Source organism: Wenxinia saemankumensis, assembly GCF_900141735.1.
Classification (GTDB): Bacteria; Pseudomonadota; Alphaproteobacteria; order Rhodobacterales; family Rhodobacteraceae; genus Wenxinia; species Wenxinia saemankumensis.
The window spans coordinates 38,171-51,814 of record NZ_FQYO01000007.1 but is presented as its reverse complement, the minus strand read 5'-3'; the positions used below and the strand labels follow the sequence as shown (position 1 = coordinate 51,814).

Genomic DNA, 13,644 nt, shown 5'->3' with positions numbered 1-13,644 from the left:
CGAAGCACGGATCCGCCGTCGGCGGGGCGCAAGGCACGACCGACTTCCTATGCTGCGAGCGGCGTGGCCACCACCGACCCCTCGGGCGGGACGACGATCCGCAGATCCAGCCCGCCCCCGCGCGTCTGCGACATGAAGAAGCTTGCCCCGATCGCCCGGCTGAGCGTGTCGATCAGAGAAAGCCGCAGCGTCACCGGCGTGGCGGATTGCGCCGTGGCGGCGGCGCTGCCCGTGGCGCTCTCCAACCTGTCGAACTGGTGGCTCAGCTGAGCCGGGACATCCTCGAGCGACAGACTGCCCCGGTCGCTTCTGGCGGCGATCGTGACGAGCCCGGCCTCCTCCGAGATCGAGAGATCGACATGCGCCCCCGTCGGACTGGCGCTGATCGCGGCATGAAGCGTGGTCGCGAGCAGCGTCTCGGCCGCCGAGCGGACCATGTGCGCCTCGAGAAGGGCCGGCGCGTCCAGGCTCACCGACACCCCCGTCTTCTCGGCGTGGAGATGCTCGAGATTCACCGCGTCCTTCGCCAGGGACACGATGTCCAGGGTCTCGCTGTCCTCCGCCACCTGCGCCGCAACGGCGTGATCGGAAAGGTCGATCAGCGAATTCAGGGTCTGCAGCAGCTGCGCGCCGGATTCGCCGATCTTTCCCACGAAGCCCTGGTAGCTCTTGTGTCCGAGCGGTCCGATCGCCTCGCTCTTCATCAGCGAGGCGAAGCCGAGGATATGCGTGAGAGGTGTCCTGAAATCGTGCTTCAGACCCGACAGCATCCGGAACTTCTCGGCATGGTCCTGTTCGAGCTGCCGGTACTGGAACTCGGTCGCGGCCAGCGAACTGTCGAGCCGCGTGATGCATTCCTGCACGCTCGCCATCAGCACGCCGGCCTCGTCGGCATATGTCGTGGGCAGGCGGGGCATCCGGCGGGTCTGGAGGTAGGCGTCCGCCGCCCGGGAGGCGGCACGCACCGGAGCGAGGAGCGTGTGCATCACGCCCATCGTGGCGGCGGTCCCGAGAAGCGTCGCGACGAGCATCGCCGCGAGCACGTCGAGTTGCTGCGCAAGAGGCGTGGGATCCGCGAGGAGGACGTAACCGACGGCCCCGAACATCGGCACGTGGACCCCGAGGAAGCTCACGAGGAGAATCTTCCCGTTGTAGGTCCGGGGCCAGCTCGTGCTGGCCATGGCTTTGTAGATCTGCACGTCCGATTCTTTCGTTCGGCTGGGGCTGGGACGCCCCTTCTCGTTAACCAATGAGCCGAAAGAACGGCCGGATACGGGACTCCGCCAAGACCATGCCGTGTCGAGGCCGCGTTCGCCGCAGGCCGGCGCCTGCCCGATCCGGCGCGGGGCATCGTGCAGGTGTGTGGGGGCCTGGAAGATGCGGACCGCCCCGGCGAGGCAGTTTGGTCGATTGACCGGACCGCCCCGAGAATGCCCCGGGGCTGGCGGGCCCACGAGGACTCGAACCCCGAACCTGCCGATTAGAAGTCGGCTGCTCTATCCAGTTGAGCTATGAGCCCGCGCCGGTCCCTTCTGCGACGGGCGCGGCGTCCTTGGCAAGTCTCGGCGCTTAACGGGCGGGAAAGAAACGGGCGGTAGGAAGGCGGCGATCGGGTCGGTCCGCGATGGACCGGCCCCGCCCACCGAACCGAGGATCCTTCCATGCCCGCCTTCCGTATCGCCCTGGCCCTCGCCGCCGGGCTCCCCCTCTCCGCCGCAGCGCAGGACGTCGACGCCGCCATCAAGGGCTATTTCGGCGACCACATCGCGCCCTGGATCGACGATGCGGCCGTGGTCGGGGCGGTGACGGCGCAGAACGAGACGACCCATGGCTACGATCAGGCCATGATCGACGATCTCGAGGCGACCTGGCGGTCCGAGGTCGGCGCCGCGAACCAGCCGACGATCGACCCGGTCGTGACCTCCCCCCTCGCCGACCAACTGCGCGCGCATATCGCCGAATCGGGCGGCGTCATCACCGAGATCTTCATCACCGACGGGGTCGGTCTGAATGTCGCCGCCTCCGGCATCACCTCGGACATGTGGCAGGGCGACGAGGCCAAGTGGCAGGAGACCTACGGCGCCGGTCCCGGGGCCATGCATGTCAGCGAGATCGAGATGGACGAGAGCACGGGCAGCTACCAGGCCCAGATCTCCGCCACCATCGTCGATCCCGACAGCGGCGCAGCCATCGGTGCGATCACCGTCGGGCTGAACGCCGAAAGCTTCATGTGACTCCGCACGGAACCTGATGCCATGACCGCCTCGCCCCGTCGTCCGGCCCTGTCGATCTTCGTGCAGTGCCTCCTCCTCGCCACCGGCAGCCTCTTCGCCGTGGCCGCGCTGCTCGCCTGGTTGAACGCCCAGTATGCCCGGTCGCTCGTCGTCGACGGCCTGACCGCGAGGGCGCTCGACCTGACGCATTCGGTGGCGACGAAGGCGGGGGCCGCGCTGCGCTTCGGACGGACCGAGGATATCGTGGGCCTGCTGGAAGAGGTGGAGCAGACCGCCCCCGACTTCCTGGCCTCCGCCATCCTGCTCGACACCACGGGCGAAGTGGTGCTGGAATGGGGCGAGCCGGGCGGCGACCTCGCCGCCTTCGGCCGGGGGGCAGCGCTGCAGGCCGCGCAGGACCGGGACACCCTGCGCTTCGCCGTTCCCATCCCCTTCGGCGAGGACCAGGAGACGGCGGGCCTGCTCGTCACCGGCTGGTCGAGCGAGACCTACATGGCCGACATCGCCCGCCAGAACCTCGTCACCTACGCGATCTGCGCCGCCGTGGCGGCCGTGATCCTGGTCGCTTTCGCCCTGGCCGTCCGACACATGATCAGCCGGCCGCTCGCGCGGCTGGCCGGGATGGTGGACCGGGTCGCCGGCGGCGACATGGACACGCCGATCCCCGGCCTCGGGCGCGGCGACGAGATCGGGCAGATCGCCGGCAATCTCGAGGCGTTCCGCGACCGGCGGCGGCAGACGCTCGCGCTCGAGCGTTCGGCCCAGGAGGCGGCCGAGGCGCAGCGCTCGGTCGTGGCGACCCTCCGCGGCGCGCTGGAGGCGCTGTCGGCGGGCGATGTCTCGCGCACGATCGACCGCCCCTTCCCGGGCGAATACGAATCGCTCCGGGAGGCCTACAATTCCACGATCGGCACCCTGCGCGACCTGCTGGACGAGATCGGCCAGTCGACCCGCACGATCCGCGAGCGGGTCTCCGGCATGACCGCCTCGTCCGACGATCTGTCACGCCGGACGGAGGGTCAGGCCGCGACCCTGGAGGAGGCTGCCGCCGCGCTCGAGGAGGTGACCCAGTCGACCCGGCTCTCGGCCGAGAGCGCGCGGGACGCCTCGGGCAATGTCCGCACGGCCCGCGACGACACGGCGGAAGGGCTCAAGGTGATGGACGATGCCGTCGCCGCGATGCACCAGATCGAGGAATCCTCGACGCAGATCGCCCGGATCATCAACGTCATCGACGACATCGCCTTCCAGACCAACCTGCTCGCCCTCAATGCGGGGGTAGAGGCGGCGCGGGCCGGCGAGGCGGGACGCGGATTCGCCGTCGTCGCCTCCGAGGTGCGGGCCCTCGCCCAGCGCTCGGCCGATGCCGCGAAGGAGATCGGCGGCTATATCGAGCAGGGCTCCACCCATGTCGGGCACGGCGTCGGCCTGGTGCGGACCACCGGCGAGCGTCTGAGCCAGATCTCCGCCAAGGTGGAGGCGTTGTCGGACCTCGTCGACTCGATCGCCACCGCGGCGACCGAGCAGGCCTCCGGCCTGCAGGAGATCAATATCGGGGTCGGAGAGCTCGACAAGGCGACGCAGCAGAACGCCGCCCTGGTGGTCGAGAGCTCGGACGCCGCCCGTCACCTGCTGCAGGAGGCGGACCGGCTGTCCGACCTCGTCTCGCGCTTCAGCACCGATCGTATCCGGGCCGCCGCCTGAAGGGTCTTGCTTGCGGGCCGTCCCCGCGATCCGGCAACCGGGCCTCCGCTATCGGGGATCGCCGCGAGGCCGGCCCGTCACGAGCGTGGATGCCCCTTCGCAAGCGAAGCCGCACATCCGAAGCAGAACGGGCGGAAGGGCCGGCTAGGGCTGCCCGGTATCCCCCCCGGGCCGGGGCGCCTTCGACCCGCGGCTGCGGGCCGGGGCGCCCTCGAACCGCGGCTGCGCAACGATCCCGTTGCGGGACAACACGTCGTCCGGGAAACGCTGGGCGGAGGCGCCTCCCCCAGCCAGGGGCGCGGATCGAGGGCCGCCGCGAGCGGGCCGGAGGCGGCGGAGAGATACGTGGCTTAGTGCGTTCAGGCGGCGGAGCGATCCGTGGCCTAGTGCGTCCAGGCGCCGCGGCGGCCGGTCGCGAAATTCTCGCCGTAGCCCTGCGTGCGGATGTTCGCGGCGCGGTTCTTGGGCTCGATCACCACGGCCTCGATGCCGTTGTCCTTGGCGTAGGCGAGCGCCTCGTCCTTCGTCCGGAAGGTCAGGCGAACCTGCGCCTGCGTGTCGTCCGAGGAGGTCCAGCCCATCAGCGGATCGATCTCGCGGGCGGCGGCGGCCGGGAAATCGAGGACCCAGACCCGGCTTCTGGCTGAGCCGCTCTGCGTGGCGGCGCGGGCGGGGCGGTAGATCCGGGCACGCATGGTCGATCCTCGTCGAAGGCGTCTGTTCCGCCTGCGCTTATGGCCTGTCCGACCCTTCCGCGCAAGGCCGCGGCGCGGCGCGCCGGGGCGCGTCGACGACGCAAGCCGGCGCGTCGCGGCGGGCGAAGGTCCCCGGTCGCGGACCCGGCGCCGTCCTCAATGTCCGCCGCCCAGCGCGCCCGTCCGAACGCCGTAATCGACCGCGAGCCCGTAATCGGGATCGTCGTCGTCCTGCACGACGAGGTGCCCCGCCCGCCGGAGGAGCCGGTGGCAGTCCCGGCTGAGATGCCGCAGCTGCAGGACCTTGCCCGCCGCCTCGTAGCGGCTGGCGACGGAATCGATCGCGGCGAGCGCCGACTGGTCGACGACGCGGCTGCCCTCGAAATCGACGATGACCACGGACGGGTCCTCCTCGACCGTGAAGAGCTCGCCGAAGCCCTCGGCCGATCCGAAGAAGAGCGGCCCGATGATCTTGTAGACCTTCGCCCCCTCGGGGGTGCGGTCGGTGCTGGCCGCGATGCGGGTTGCGTTGTTCCAGGCATAGGCGAGGGCGGAGACGATGACCCCGACGACGACGGCGGTGGCCAGATCCGTCGCCACGGTCACCACCGTCACCAGGACGATCACCGCCGCATCGGTGCGCGGCACCTTCCACAGCAGCGTCAGCGAGTTCCAGGCGAAGGTGCCGATCACCACCATGAACATCACGCCGACCAGCGCCGCCAGCGGGATGCGCTCGATCAGGGGCGAGGCGAAGAGGATGAAGAGCAGCAGGAACAGCGCCGCCGCCGTACCCGCCAGCCGCGTCCGCCCCCCCGATTTCACGTTGATCATCGACTGGCCGATCATCGCGCAGCCGCCCATGCCGCCGAAGAAGCCGGTGACCACGTTCGCCGCGCCCTGGGCGAGGCATTCCTGGCTCGCCCCGCCCCGGTTGCCGGTCAGCTCGGAGACGAGGTTCAGCGTCAGCAGGCTCTCGATCAGGCCGATCGCGGCGAGGATCACCGCGTAGGGCAGGATGATCTCCATCGTCTCCCAGGTGAGGGGCACCATCGGGATGTGAAAGGCGGGCAGGCCGCCCTCGATCGAGGCCAGATCGCCCACGACCGGCGTGTCGAGGCCGAGCGCGATGACGATGCCCGCCGTGACGAGGATGCCGAGCAGCGGCGCCGGGATCGCCTTCACCAGGCGCGGCCCCAGCCAGATCACCGCCATGGTGAGCGCGGTCAGGCCCAGCATCACGGCCAGCGGCACCCCGGACAGCCATTCGCCCCCTCCGACGCCGTGGCCCGACACCTCGGTCGTGCCCGGCACCTTGAACTGCCCCAGCTGGGCGAGGAAGATCACGATGGCGAGGCCGTTGACGAAGCCGAGCATGACCGGATGCGGGACCAGCCGGATGAACTTGCCCCAGCGCAGCACTCCGACCACGATTTGGATCGCCCCCATCAGCACGACGGTGGCGAAGAGATACTCGATCCCGTGCTGCGCGACGAGGCTGACCATGACGACGGCGAGCGCCCCCGTCGCGCCCGAGATCATGCCCGGCCGCCCGCCGAACAGGGCGGTGATGAGGCCGACGATGAAGGCGGCGTAGAGCCCGACCAGCGGCGGCACCCCGGCGACGAAGGCGAAGGCCACCGCCTCGGGCACCAGTGCCAGCGCGACGGTGAGGCCGGAGAGCAGGTCGGTCCGCATCTGCGCGGGAGAGGCCATGCGGCGGGGCAGGTTCACCTGGTCGGCGAACTGGGCGAGGGTCGACTTGACCACGAAGGACCTCGTTCGGGCTGTACTTTGCGGGGCGGGCAAGCGCGTACCCGCTCGGACCCGGAATGGCCAGAGCGCGGGCGGCCCTCCGCGGGTCCGCATGGCCCCCGGATCACGTTTTCGGAACGTGCTGCCCCGGCGCCCCGTTGTCTCGGCACGCACCCCCCGATTTCCGAAAGGCATTCCCATGTTCCGGACCAAGACACTTCCGGCCGCGATTCTCGCCGGCGCCCTCGTCCCGCTGGTCGGGACGGCCACCGCCCAGACCGACGGGATGGAGGCGATGACCGCCGACATCGCAGCCGCCGACGGCACGTCCCACGGCACCGTCACGGTGACCCCCACCGCGTCGGGCTACGCGATCGTCGATCTCGCCCTGACCGGGCTGCCGGGTGAGACGCACGGCGTCCATATCCACGAGACCGGCGATTGCTCGGCCGAGGACTTCTCCTCCGCCGGCGGCCACCTCGCCGGGGACCGCCAGCACGGCGTGATGGTCGAGGGCGGCCCGCATCCGGGCGACCTGCCGAACGTGACGCCGGATGCCGACGGCGCGGTGACCGAGTCGCATTTCAACGACCTGCTGACGCCCGATCTGCTCGCCGATGCCGACGGCTCCGCCTTCATCGTCCATTCCGGCGCCGACGATTACGAAAGCCAGCCGTCCGGCGATGCCGGCGACCGCATCGCCTGCGGGGTGCTCGTCGCGCCGCAATAGGCGTCCACGGCGCAGCCGGACCGCCTGCTGACACCCCCTGTCGGCAGGCGGCCCCGGCCCGGTCTTGATCCGCGGGGCGGAGCGGCCACATTCGACCTGTCCCCGCCCCGCCGACCGAGATCCGTCCATGCACAACAATTCCCCCGAAGCCATGCCCGTCCTGCAGGCCGCGCCCGCGCGGGATGTGCGGACACGCGACAAGCTCGAAGGGGGGAAACGCTTCGTCATGCAGACGGAGTTCAAGGCGGCGGGCGACCAGCCCACCGCGATCGAGGAGCTGGCCGGCGGCATCAAGGGGGGCGAGCGGGACCAGGTCCTGCTGGGCGCGACCGGCACCGGCAAGACCTTCACCATGGCAAAGGTGATCGAGGAGACGCAGCGCCCCGCCATCATCCTCGCCCCGAACAAGACGCTGGCGGCGCAGCTCTACGGCGAGTTCAAGGGCTTCTTTCCCGACAACGCGGTCGAGTATTTCGTCAGCTACTACGACTACTACCAGCCCGAGGCCTACGTGCCGCGGTCGGACACGTATATCGAGAAGGAATCCCAGATCAACGAGCAGATCGACCGGATGCGCCACTCGGCCACCCGGGCCCTGCTCGAGCGCGACGACGTGATCATCGTCGCCTCCGTCTCCTGCATCTACGGCATCGGCTCGGTCGAGACCTACGGCGCGATGACGCAGGACCTGTTCGTCGGGAAGAGCTACGACCAGCGCGCGGTGATGGCCGATCTCGTCGCGCAGCAGTACCGCCGCAACGACCAGGCCTTCGCCCGCGGGTCGTTCCGTGTGCGGGGCGACAGCCTGGAGGTCTGGCCCGCCCACCTCGAGGACCGGGCCTGGCGGATGTCCTTCTTCGGCGAGGAGCTGGAGAGCATCGTCGAGTTCGACCCGCTGACGGGGACCAAGACCGACAGCTTCGAGCGGATCCGGATCTACGCCAACAGCCACTACGTGACGCCCCGCCCGACGATGCAGCAGGCGATGAAGGGCATCAAGGCCGAGCTCGACATGCGGCTCAAGCAGCTGGAAGGCGAGGGCAAGCTGCTGGAGGCACAGCGGCTGGAGCAGCGCACCAAGTTCGACCTCGAGATGCTGGAGGCCACCGGCGTCTGCAACGGGATCGAGAACTACTCGCGCTACCTGACCGGCCGCGCCCCGGGCGAGCCGCCGCCGACCCTGTTCGAGTTCATCCCCGACAACGCCATCGTCTTCGCCGACGAGAGCCACGTGTCGGTCCCGCAGATCGGCGCGATGTACAAGGGCGACTACCGACGCAAGTTCACGCTGGCCGAGCACGGCTTCCGCCTGCCCTCCTGCATGGACAACCGCCCGCTCAAGTTCGAGGAGTGGGACGCGATGCGGCCGCAGTCGATCTTCGTCTCGGCCACTCCCGCGGCGTGGGAGCTGGACCAGGCCGGCGGCGTCTTCGCCGAGCAGGTGATCCGGCCCACCGGCCTTCTCGACCCGCAGGTCGAGGTGCGTCCCGTCGAGATGCAGGTCGACGACCTGCTGGACGAGATCCGCCGCGTCTCGGCCGCCGGCTACCGCACGCTCGCCACCGTTCTGACCAAGCGCATGGCCGAGGACCTGACCGAGTACCTTCACGAGCAGGGGATCAAGGTCCGCTACATGCACAGCGACATCGACACGATCGAGCGGATCGAGATCCTGCGTGACCTGCGTCTCGGCGCCTTCGACGTGCTGGTCGGAATCAACCTGCTGCGCGAGGGGCTCGACATTCCCGAATGCGGGCTGGTCGCGATCCTCGACGCCGACAAGGAGGGGTTCCTGCGTTCCGAGACCTCGCTTATCCAGACGATCGGTCGGGCGGCCCGGAACGCGGACGGCAAGGTCATCATGTATGGCGACCGGATCACCGGCAGTATGGAGCGCGCGATGCGCGAGACCGAGCGCCGGCGCGAGAAGCAGATCGCCTACAACCAGGAACACGGGATCACCCCCGCCACGGTCCGCAAGAACGTCGAGGACATCCTCGCCGGCCTCTACAAGGGCGACGTGGACATGAACCGCGTCACGGCCAAGGTCGACAAGCCGATGGCCGGCGCGAACCTGCAGGCGGTGCTGGACGGGCTGCGCGCCGACATGCGCAAGGCGGCCGAGAACCTGGAATTCGAGGAAGCGGCGCGCCTACGCGACGAGGTCAAGCGGCTGGAGGCGGTCGATCTTGCCGTGGCCGACGACCCGATGGCCCGCCAGCAGGCGGTCGAGGCGGCGAGCGCCGCGGCGACGAACCCCTCCGGCCGGTCCACCGCCGGCCGGCCCGGGCAGCGCGGCGGCGTGAAGCGGCGCAAGCGGGGCGGGTGAGGGAACCCCCCTCCCCCCGTCGGTCGTAGACCCGCCGAACGATGGCGGAGGACAGGCCGATGACCGACGACAGATGGTCGCAGGACGTGACCGAGAACAGCGACTCGCTCGATCTCGAGGAGGGGGTCTTCACCAAGGACGATCCCCGCGAGGTCGCGCTGTCGCTCAAGCGCTCTGCCGATCGCAGCGAGCGGCGCAAGGGAACGCCGCTGCGATCGGCCATGTCGATGCTGACCTTCTACATCAATCGTGCCGGCGACCAGCTGGACGCCGACCAGCGGCAGGTGCTGGAGGATGCGAAGGACGAGCTGCGCGACCTCTACGGCAAGGACTGAGCCTTACCGGAGGACGTGGATCGAGCAGTTCACGTCCCGGACGACCCGGCCCGCCGTCGTGCCCAGCACCCAGTCCTTCAGCGCCGGGCTGTGCGACCGCAGGACGACGACGTCGCAACCTTCCGTCTCCTGCACGTGGCGGATCGTCGCCGCGGGATTGCCGACCTCGACGCGGCGCAGGATGTCGGGGCTGTCCGACAGGGCCTCCTCCAGCCGCCGCTCGACATCCTCGCGCGGCATCTCGTAGATCGAGCTGGGCACCTGGAACTCGATGTAGGACGGCACGATCTCGATCACCGACAGGGCGAGGATCGAGGCGCCCTCGTCCGCGAGGGCGCGGGCGGCGGCCTTGAGCTCGGCCGCCGCGTCCATCTGGTCGGGGGCGAGGGCGATGAGGATCTTCTTGTACATGGCAGGGTACCTCCTGCCGCGCAGTCTGGATCCGGCGGGCGCCCCGCGCCTTGACCTGCGTCAATCGCGGCGGCGGGCGAACAGCATGCGACCGAGCACCAGGACGATGGCCGCCCCGATCGCGGCGACGAAGAGAATGAGGATCAGCCCGCCGGCGGCCAGCGCGGTGACGCCCAGCGCGGCGAGGATGAAGGGCGTCGCGATGGCCCCCACCACGCCGAGCACGAGATAGAGCGCCCGGTTGCGTCCCGCGATGGCCCCGGCGATCGCCCCGGCGACGAGGCCCACCAGCACCAGCAGGACGAGGGCAACCCAGCCCAGAACGCTGAAGAAGTCTTCCATGATCAGTCCTTCTCGGTCGGCAGGCCGGCCTCGGACCAGTCCTTGTATCCGCCCATGTTGCGCACGTCGCGCCACCCCATGCCCTGCAGGGCCTCGGCCGCTTTCTGGGCGCGGCCCCCGGCGGCGCAGTAGACGATCACCGTGGCGTCCTTCGGCAGTCTCTCCCCGGCGAGGAGAGGCACGAGCGAAAGCGGAATCGTCGTGGCCCCGGCGACCTTGCCGGCCGCGACCTCGTCTTCCTCGCGCACGTCGAGGAACACGGTCCCGGGCCCGCCATGCAGCGGGGCCGCCTCTTCGGGCCGGATCGTGGGGACCGCCATCAGACCAGCGGCACGAAGGGCACGTCGCAGCCCGCGAGGGTCAGCGCGGAGGCGGCGAGCAGGGCGAGGCGGAAGATCATCTGGCACTCCGTGATCGGGGGGCGTCGAGGCTACCAGATAGGCGGACGCGGCGCGGGGCAAGGCCGGGCGCGCCGCATCGCGCCCGGATCGGGCGGGCGGTTCGCGATTAAGGGGGCCTTAACCACTCCTGCGGCAGCCTCGCGCGATGATCCTGCGACTCCTCGCCCTGCTCGTCGCCGCCCTGCTGCCCGCCCGGGCCGGGGCCGGCGCCTGGGCGCGCGAGGCGGGCGAGGTCTACCTGTCCTTCGGCGGCAACGTGGCGCTGTTCTCGGCCGAGCGACCGGTCCATTACGACCCGACGATCTACCTCGAATTCGGCGCCCTGCCCCGGCTCACCTTCGGTCTCAACGCCTATCTGGCCGATGCGGGAACCGCCGGCAGCGGCTTCGTCTGGGCGCGTCTCGCGCTGGATGACGGGACCGGGCCGGACCGCTGGGCGGTGGGCGGCGGGATCGGCGCGACGATCCTGCCGGACGGCACCTACGAGCCATCGGCCCGGGCCGACCTGCATTGGGGGCGCGGTCTGGACCGGGGCTGGCTGGCCGTCGATGTCGAGGGGGTCTGGGCCATCGGATCCGACCGCCGCCAGATCAAGGCGGAGGGGGTCTGGGGCCAGCGCTTCGCCGAGGGCTGGACCTCCCTCCTCTCGGCCCAGGCCGGGACGGGGCTGACCGGGGATTTCTACGCCAAGGTCGCCGGGGCGCTCAGCTACGCGCCGGCGGAGAGATGGGACCTGTCGGTGGGGATCGACCACGCCCTGACCGGCGACCGGGGAAGCGGCCTGCTGATGCGGACGAGCTTTCGGTTCTGATGCCCCCGGGGCCCGCTTGACACCGCCCCGGACAGGGTGCATTAGCGCCCGCGTTGGGGTCGTAGCTCAGTTGGGAGAGCGCGTCGTTCGCAATGACGAGGTCAGGGGTTCGATCCCCCTCGACTCCACCAATCCAATTATTTTACTGATGTGAAATCAGTACGTTGGCTAACCGCTTTGTCTCTTGACCCATCATTTGACCCGCCGCCGCGTTTGCGGGCCCGGAGAGACTGCCTCTTGTCTGTTGCAAACAGGACTCAAGGTTACTTGATGTAGGGTCAGCGCATCTAGGGGGGCGACAAAGCGGGGCCAAACGCTAAACCTTGCGTTGGGAGAGTCGCACACCAAAGGCGACGCCAACGACGAAGCCCGTGGGAGACGACCAATGTCGAAGGATGAACAAGACGCCCTGAGCTACCTGGTCGAACGCGCAAAGCAAGTGACCATGACTCCGGCTCAAGAGGTGGCGCAGCGTCGGAGTTTTGCGTACGGCAACTCTGCGTTCGAGAACCCCCGCATCACGCGCGAGATGGTTGACCAGCAGGCTGAGAAGCTCGGGTACTGATCGCTATGAGCGAGGAAGGTCGCGTCCGTCACAGTTCCGCCCTCGGCGCGGAGGTTGTGGCGGACGAAGCCGAGCGAGCGGAACGCGAGGCAGCAAACGCGCTGCGGCAAGCTGCTCGACTTCGAGAAATGATAATCGGAGCACTTGATAGACCCCCGTTCAGGCTTCGTCCCTCCGCGATCCAAGAGCTCAATCGCTGCGCCATCGAGGGCCTTGATGCGTTCGCTGGAAATTGGCGCCCCGCAGGCATCGGCATAGGAGAAAGCGACCACGAGCCGCCGGGAGCCCATTTGGTCGCTGAACTAATTGAGGAACTTTGCGACTATGTGAATGACGGTTGGGATAGGCTCTCTGCCGTTCATCTTTCCTCGATGGTAATGTGGCGGATGAATTGGATACATCCTTTTACCGATGGTAACGGAAGGACATCGCGAGCAGCATCGTATTTGGTGCTGAGCGTCCACGCTGGGGCACTGCTACCCGGTCGAGAGACAATTCCGGAGCAAATCACCTCAAATCGGAAACCTTACTACGATGCCCTTGAAGCGGCGGACAAGCTCTACAAGGAGCAAAAGCAGCTCGGACCAACTTTGGTTTCAGACATGGAAAAGTTGATAGGAGCTATGTTTGCTCAGCAGTTGAGGGGAGCATTGGATGACGCGACAATCGGGCCCGCGGCATCGTAACCCCAGCTGAACAAAGCCCACTTAGCCTCTTTCAGATTGATGGCTCGCGCAGACTCTGGCGAGCCATCCTTGATAAGCCAGTGAAGCAGCAAGTTCAGCGACGGAAAACCACGCCGAGCGCGAGATAATCTTCTCCGGCATTCAGCTTTACGCCTGCGCCGTTCCCGAATTCGTATGTCGCTGTACCGTAGGGATTCTGCGCGTCTTCAGAGAAGCGGTAGCCAGCCCCTACTTCAAACTGGCCGAACGAGTAGGACGCCTCAATACGACCGTACCCGGCAACTTCGGTCGCGTCGCAAAATTCGTCGCGAGCGAACTGTCCGTTCGACAAATCACGGCATCGGTCGATGGAGGCTTCATAGCGATAGCCGTCATCCCCCTTGCCTTGGTAGACGAAAGCACCGATAGCGGCATCGAGATTGAAGCCGCCAGATGAAATCCGGTAGCCGAGCCCCAATTCAGCGCCTGTCGTCTCCTGCACTTCTGCGCCCATGAGTTCGAACGTCACACCGCTCTCTTGAGCGGTAGCGGGTGCAGCGAGAAAAGCCGCAGCCGCGATGATAAGATACTTCTGCATCGTTTTGCCTCTTAACAAACAACGGGGGCACGTTGCGCATGGTTCAAGCGCGCCGACTATCTGTCTCTA

15 protein-coding genes and 2 tRNA genes are annotated in these 13,644 nt (G+C 68.3%); 9 read left to right on the top strand and 8 right to left on the bottom strand.

Translation table 11 applies throughout. The features are described 5' to 3' along the window. Window positions 1-47: 47 nt before the first annotated feature. Both BUE30_RS16235 and BUE30_RS16230 read right to left on the bottom strand, forming a co-directional pair. Window positions 48-1,199, bottom strand: a complete 1,152-nt coding sequence (locus BUE30_RS16235) for a sensor histidine kinase (RefSeq protein ID WP_073333949.1) — start codon at window positions 1,197-1,199, stop codon at window positions 48-50. A 243-nt stretch (window positions 1,200-1,442) separates the two neighbouring features. Beyond that, window positions 1,443-1,519, bottom strand: a tRNA-Arg gene (locus BUE30_RS16230). Window positions 1,520-1,661: 142 nt separating this feature from the next. Here BUE30_RS16230 and BUE30_RS16225 point away from each other — a divergent pair. Beyond that, window positions 1,662-2,234 carry a hypothetical protein gene (locus BUE30_RS16225; protein WP_073333945.1) on the top strand — a complete coding sequence of 191 codons (573 nt, stop codon included), beginning with the start codon at window positions 1,662-1,664 and terminating at the stop codon, window positions 2,232-2,234. Between the two features lie 21 nt (window positions 2,235-2,255). After that, a complete protein-coding gene (locus BUE30_RS16220; protein WP_073333941.1) occupies window positions 2,256-3,938 on the top strand; it encodes a methyl-accepting chemotaxis protein in 1,683 nt (560 codons plus the stop codon). Between the two features lie 383 nt (window positions 3,939-4,321). Here BUE30_RS16220 and BUE30_RS16215 read toward each other — a convergent pair whose 3' ends face one another. Further along, entirely contained in the window at window positions 4,322-4,633 is a 312-nt protein-coding gene (locus BUE30_RS16215; RefSeq protein WP_073333937.1) for an ETC complex I subunit, read from the bottom strand. Between the two features lie 156 nt (window positions 4,634-4,789). Continuing rightward, window positions 4,790-6,403 (bottom strand): SulP family inorganic anion transporter, encoded by a 1,614-nt coding sequence (locus BUE30_RS16210; RefSeq protein ID WP_073333933.1) that lies wholly within the window; start codon window positions 6,401-6,403, stop codon window positions 4,790-4,792. 184 nt (window positions 6,404-6,587) lie between these two features. Here BUE30_RS16210 and BUE30_RS16205 point away from each other — a divergent pair, with 184 nt between their 5' ends. The 3 genes from BUE30_RS16205 (at window position 6,588) to BUE30_RS16195 (ending at window position 9,782) form a co-directional block, all read left to right on the top strand. After that, window positions 6,588-7,118 carry a superoxide dismutase family protein gene (locus tag BUE30_RS16205; RefSeq protein ID WP_073333929.1) on the top strand — a complete coding sequence of 177 codons (531 nt, stop codon included), beginning with the start codon at window positions 6,588-6,590 and terminating at the stop codon, window positions 7,116-7,118. Window positions 7,119-7,245: 127 nt separating this feature from the next. Then, window positions 7,246-9,447 carry an excinuclease ABC subunit UvrB gene (gene uvrB, locus BUE30_RS16200; protein WP_073333924.1) on the top strand — a complete coding sequence of 734 codons (2,202 nt, stop codon included), beginning with the start codon at window positions 7,246-7,248 and terminating at the stop codon, window positions 9,445-9,447. A gap of 59 nt (window positions 9,448-9,506) precedes the next feature. Next, window positions 9,507-9,782: a DUF3175 domain-containing protein gene (locus BUE30_RS16195; RefSeq protein ID WP_139300594.1), complete on the top strand. Its 276-nt coding sequence runs from the start codon at window positions 9,507-9,509 to the stop codon at window positions 9,780-9,782. 3 nt (window positions 9,783-9,785) lie between these two features. On the opposite strand, the gene BUE30_RS16190 is transcribed toward BUE30_RS16195, so the two are convergent. Genes BUE30_RS16190 through BUE30_RS16180 form a run of 3 tightly spaced genes read right to left on the bottom strand, consistent with a single transcriptional unit; the run spans window position 9,786 to window position 10,855 of the window. After that, window positions 9,786-10,193 (bottom strand): universal stress protein, encoded by a 408-nt coding sequence (locus BUE30_RS16190; RefSeq protein ID WP_073333917.1) that lies wholly within the window; start codon window positions 10,191-10,193, stop codon window positions 9,786-9,788. Window positions 10,194-10,253: 60 nt separating this feature from the next. Continuing rightward, a complete protein-coding gene (locus BUE30_RS16185; protein ID WP_073333914.1) occupies window positions 10,254-10,535 on the bottom strand; it encodes a hypothetical protein in 282 nt (93 codons plus the stop codon). 2 nt (window positions 10,536-10,537) lie between these two features. Next, entirely contained in the window at window positions 10,538-10,855 is a 318-nt protein-coding gene (locus tag BUE30_RS16180; RefSeq protein ID WP_073333911.1) for a rhodanese-like domain-containing protein, read from the bottom strand. A gap of 226 nt (window positions 10,856-11,081) precedes the next feature. On the opposite strand from BUE30_RS16180, the gene BUE30_RS16175 reads away from it, so the two are divergent. The 4 genes from BUE30_RS16175 (at window position 11,082) to BUE30_RS16160 (ending at window position 12,998) form a co-directional block, all read left to right on the top strand. After that, complete coding sequence (locus BUE30_RS16175; protein ID WP_083601444.1) at window positions 11,082-11,747, top strand: hypothetical protein; 666 nt, start codon at window positions 11,082-11,084, stop codon at window positions 11,745-11,747. Window positions 11,748-11,802: 55 nt separating this feature from the next. Beyond that, window positions 11,803-11,878, top strand: a tRNA-Ala gene (locus BUE30_RS16170). Between the two features lie 254 nt (window positions 11,879-12,132). Beyond that, window positions 12,133-12,312 carry a hypothetical protein gene (locus tag BUE30_RS16165; protein WP_073333907.1) on the top strand — a complete coding sequence of 60 codons (180 nt, stop codon included), beginning with the start codon at window positions 12,133-12,135 and terminating at the stop codon, window positions 12,310-12,312. A gap of 5 nt (window positions 12,313-12,317) precedes the next feature. Next, window positions 12,318-12,998, top strand: a complete 681-nt coding sequence (locus BUE30_RS16160; RefSeq protein ID WP_073333903.1) for a Fic family protein — start codon at window positions 12,318-12,320, stop codon at window positions 12,996-12,998. A gap of 94 nt (window positions 12,999-13,092) precedes the next feature. On the opposite strand, the gene BUE30_RS16155 is transcribed toward BUE30_RS16160, so the two are convergent. Beyond that, window positions 13,093-13,575 carry a hypothetical protein gene (locus BUE30_RS16155; protein ID WP_139300593.1) on the bottom strand — a complete coding sequence of 161 codons (483 nt, stop codon included), beginning with the start codon at window positions 13,573-13,575 and terminating at the stop codon, window positions 13,093-13,095. Window positions 13,576-13,644: the final 69 nt, after the last annotated feature.

Bases quoted from the DNA above. Each gene is read 5' to 3' on its own strand.
- BUE30_RS16215 (WP_073333937.1), bottom strand. From the start codon at position 4,633: ATGCGTGCCCGGATCTACCGCCCCGCCCGCGCCGCCACGCAGAGCGGC.
- BUE30_RS16180 (WP_073333911.1), bottom strand. From the start codon at position 10,855: ATGGCGGTCCCCACGATCCGGCCCGAAGAGGCGGCCCCGCTGCATGGC.
- uvrB (WP_073333924.1), top strand. From the start codon at position 7,246: ATGCACAACAATTCCCCCGAAGCCATGCCCGTCCTGCAGGCCGCGCCC.
- BUE30_RS16165 (WP_073333907.1), top strand. From the start codon at position 12,133: ATGTCGAAGGATGAACAAGACGCCCTGAGCTACCTGGTCGAACGCGCA.
- BUE30_RS16205 (WP_073333929.1), top strand. From the start codon at position 6,588: ATGTTCCGGACCAAGACACTTCCGGCCGCGATTCTCGCCGGCGCCCTC.
- BUE30_RS16195 (WP_139300594.1), top strand. From the start codon at position 9,507: ATGACCGACGACAGATGGTCGCAGGACGTGACCGAGAACAGCGACTCG.
- BUE30_RS16225 (WP_073333945.1), top strand. From the start codon at position 1,662: ATGCCCGCCTTCCGTATCGCCCTGGCCCTCGCCGCCGGGCTCCCCCTC.
- BUE30_RS16175 (WP_083601444.1), top strand. From the start codon at position 11,082: ATGATCCTGCGACTCCTCGCCCTGCTCGTCGCCGCCCTGCTGCCCGCC.
- BUE30_RS16220 (WP_073333941.1), top strand. From the start codon at position 2,256: ATGACCGCCTCGCCCCGTCGTCCGGCCCTGTCGATCTTCGTGCAGTGC.
- BUE30_RS16190 (WP_073333917.1), bottom strand. From the start codon at position 10,193: ATGTACAAGAAGATCCTCATCGCCCTCGCCCCCGACCAGATGGACGCG.
- BUE30_RS16185 (WP_073333914.1), bottom strand. From the start codon at position 10,535: ATGGAAGACTTCTTCAGCGTTCTGGGCTGGGTTGCCCTCGTCCTGCTG.
- BUE30_RS16155 (WP_139300593.1), bottom strand. From the start codon at position 13,575: ATGCAGAAGTATCTTATCATCGCGGCTGCGGCTTTTCTCGCTGCACCC.
- BUE30_RS16160 (WP_073333903.1), top strand. From the start codon at position 12,318: ATGAGCGAGGAAGGTCGCGTCCGTCACAGTTCCGCCCTCGGCGCGGAG.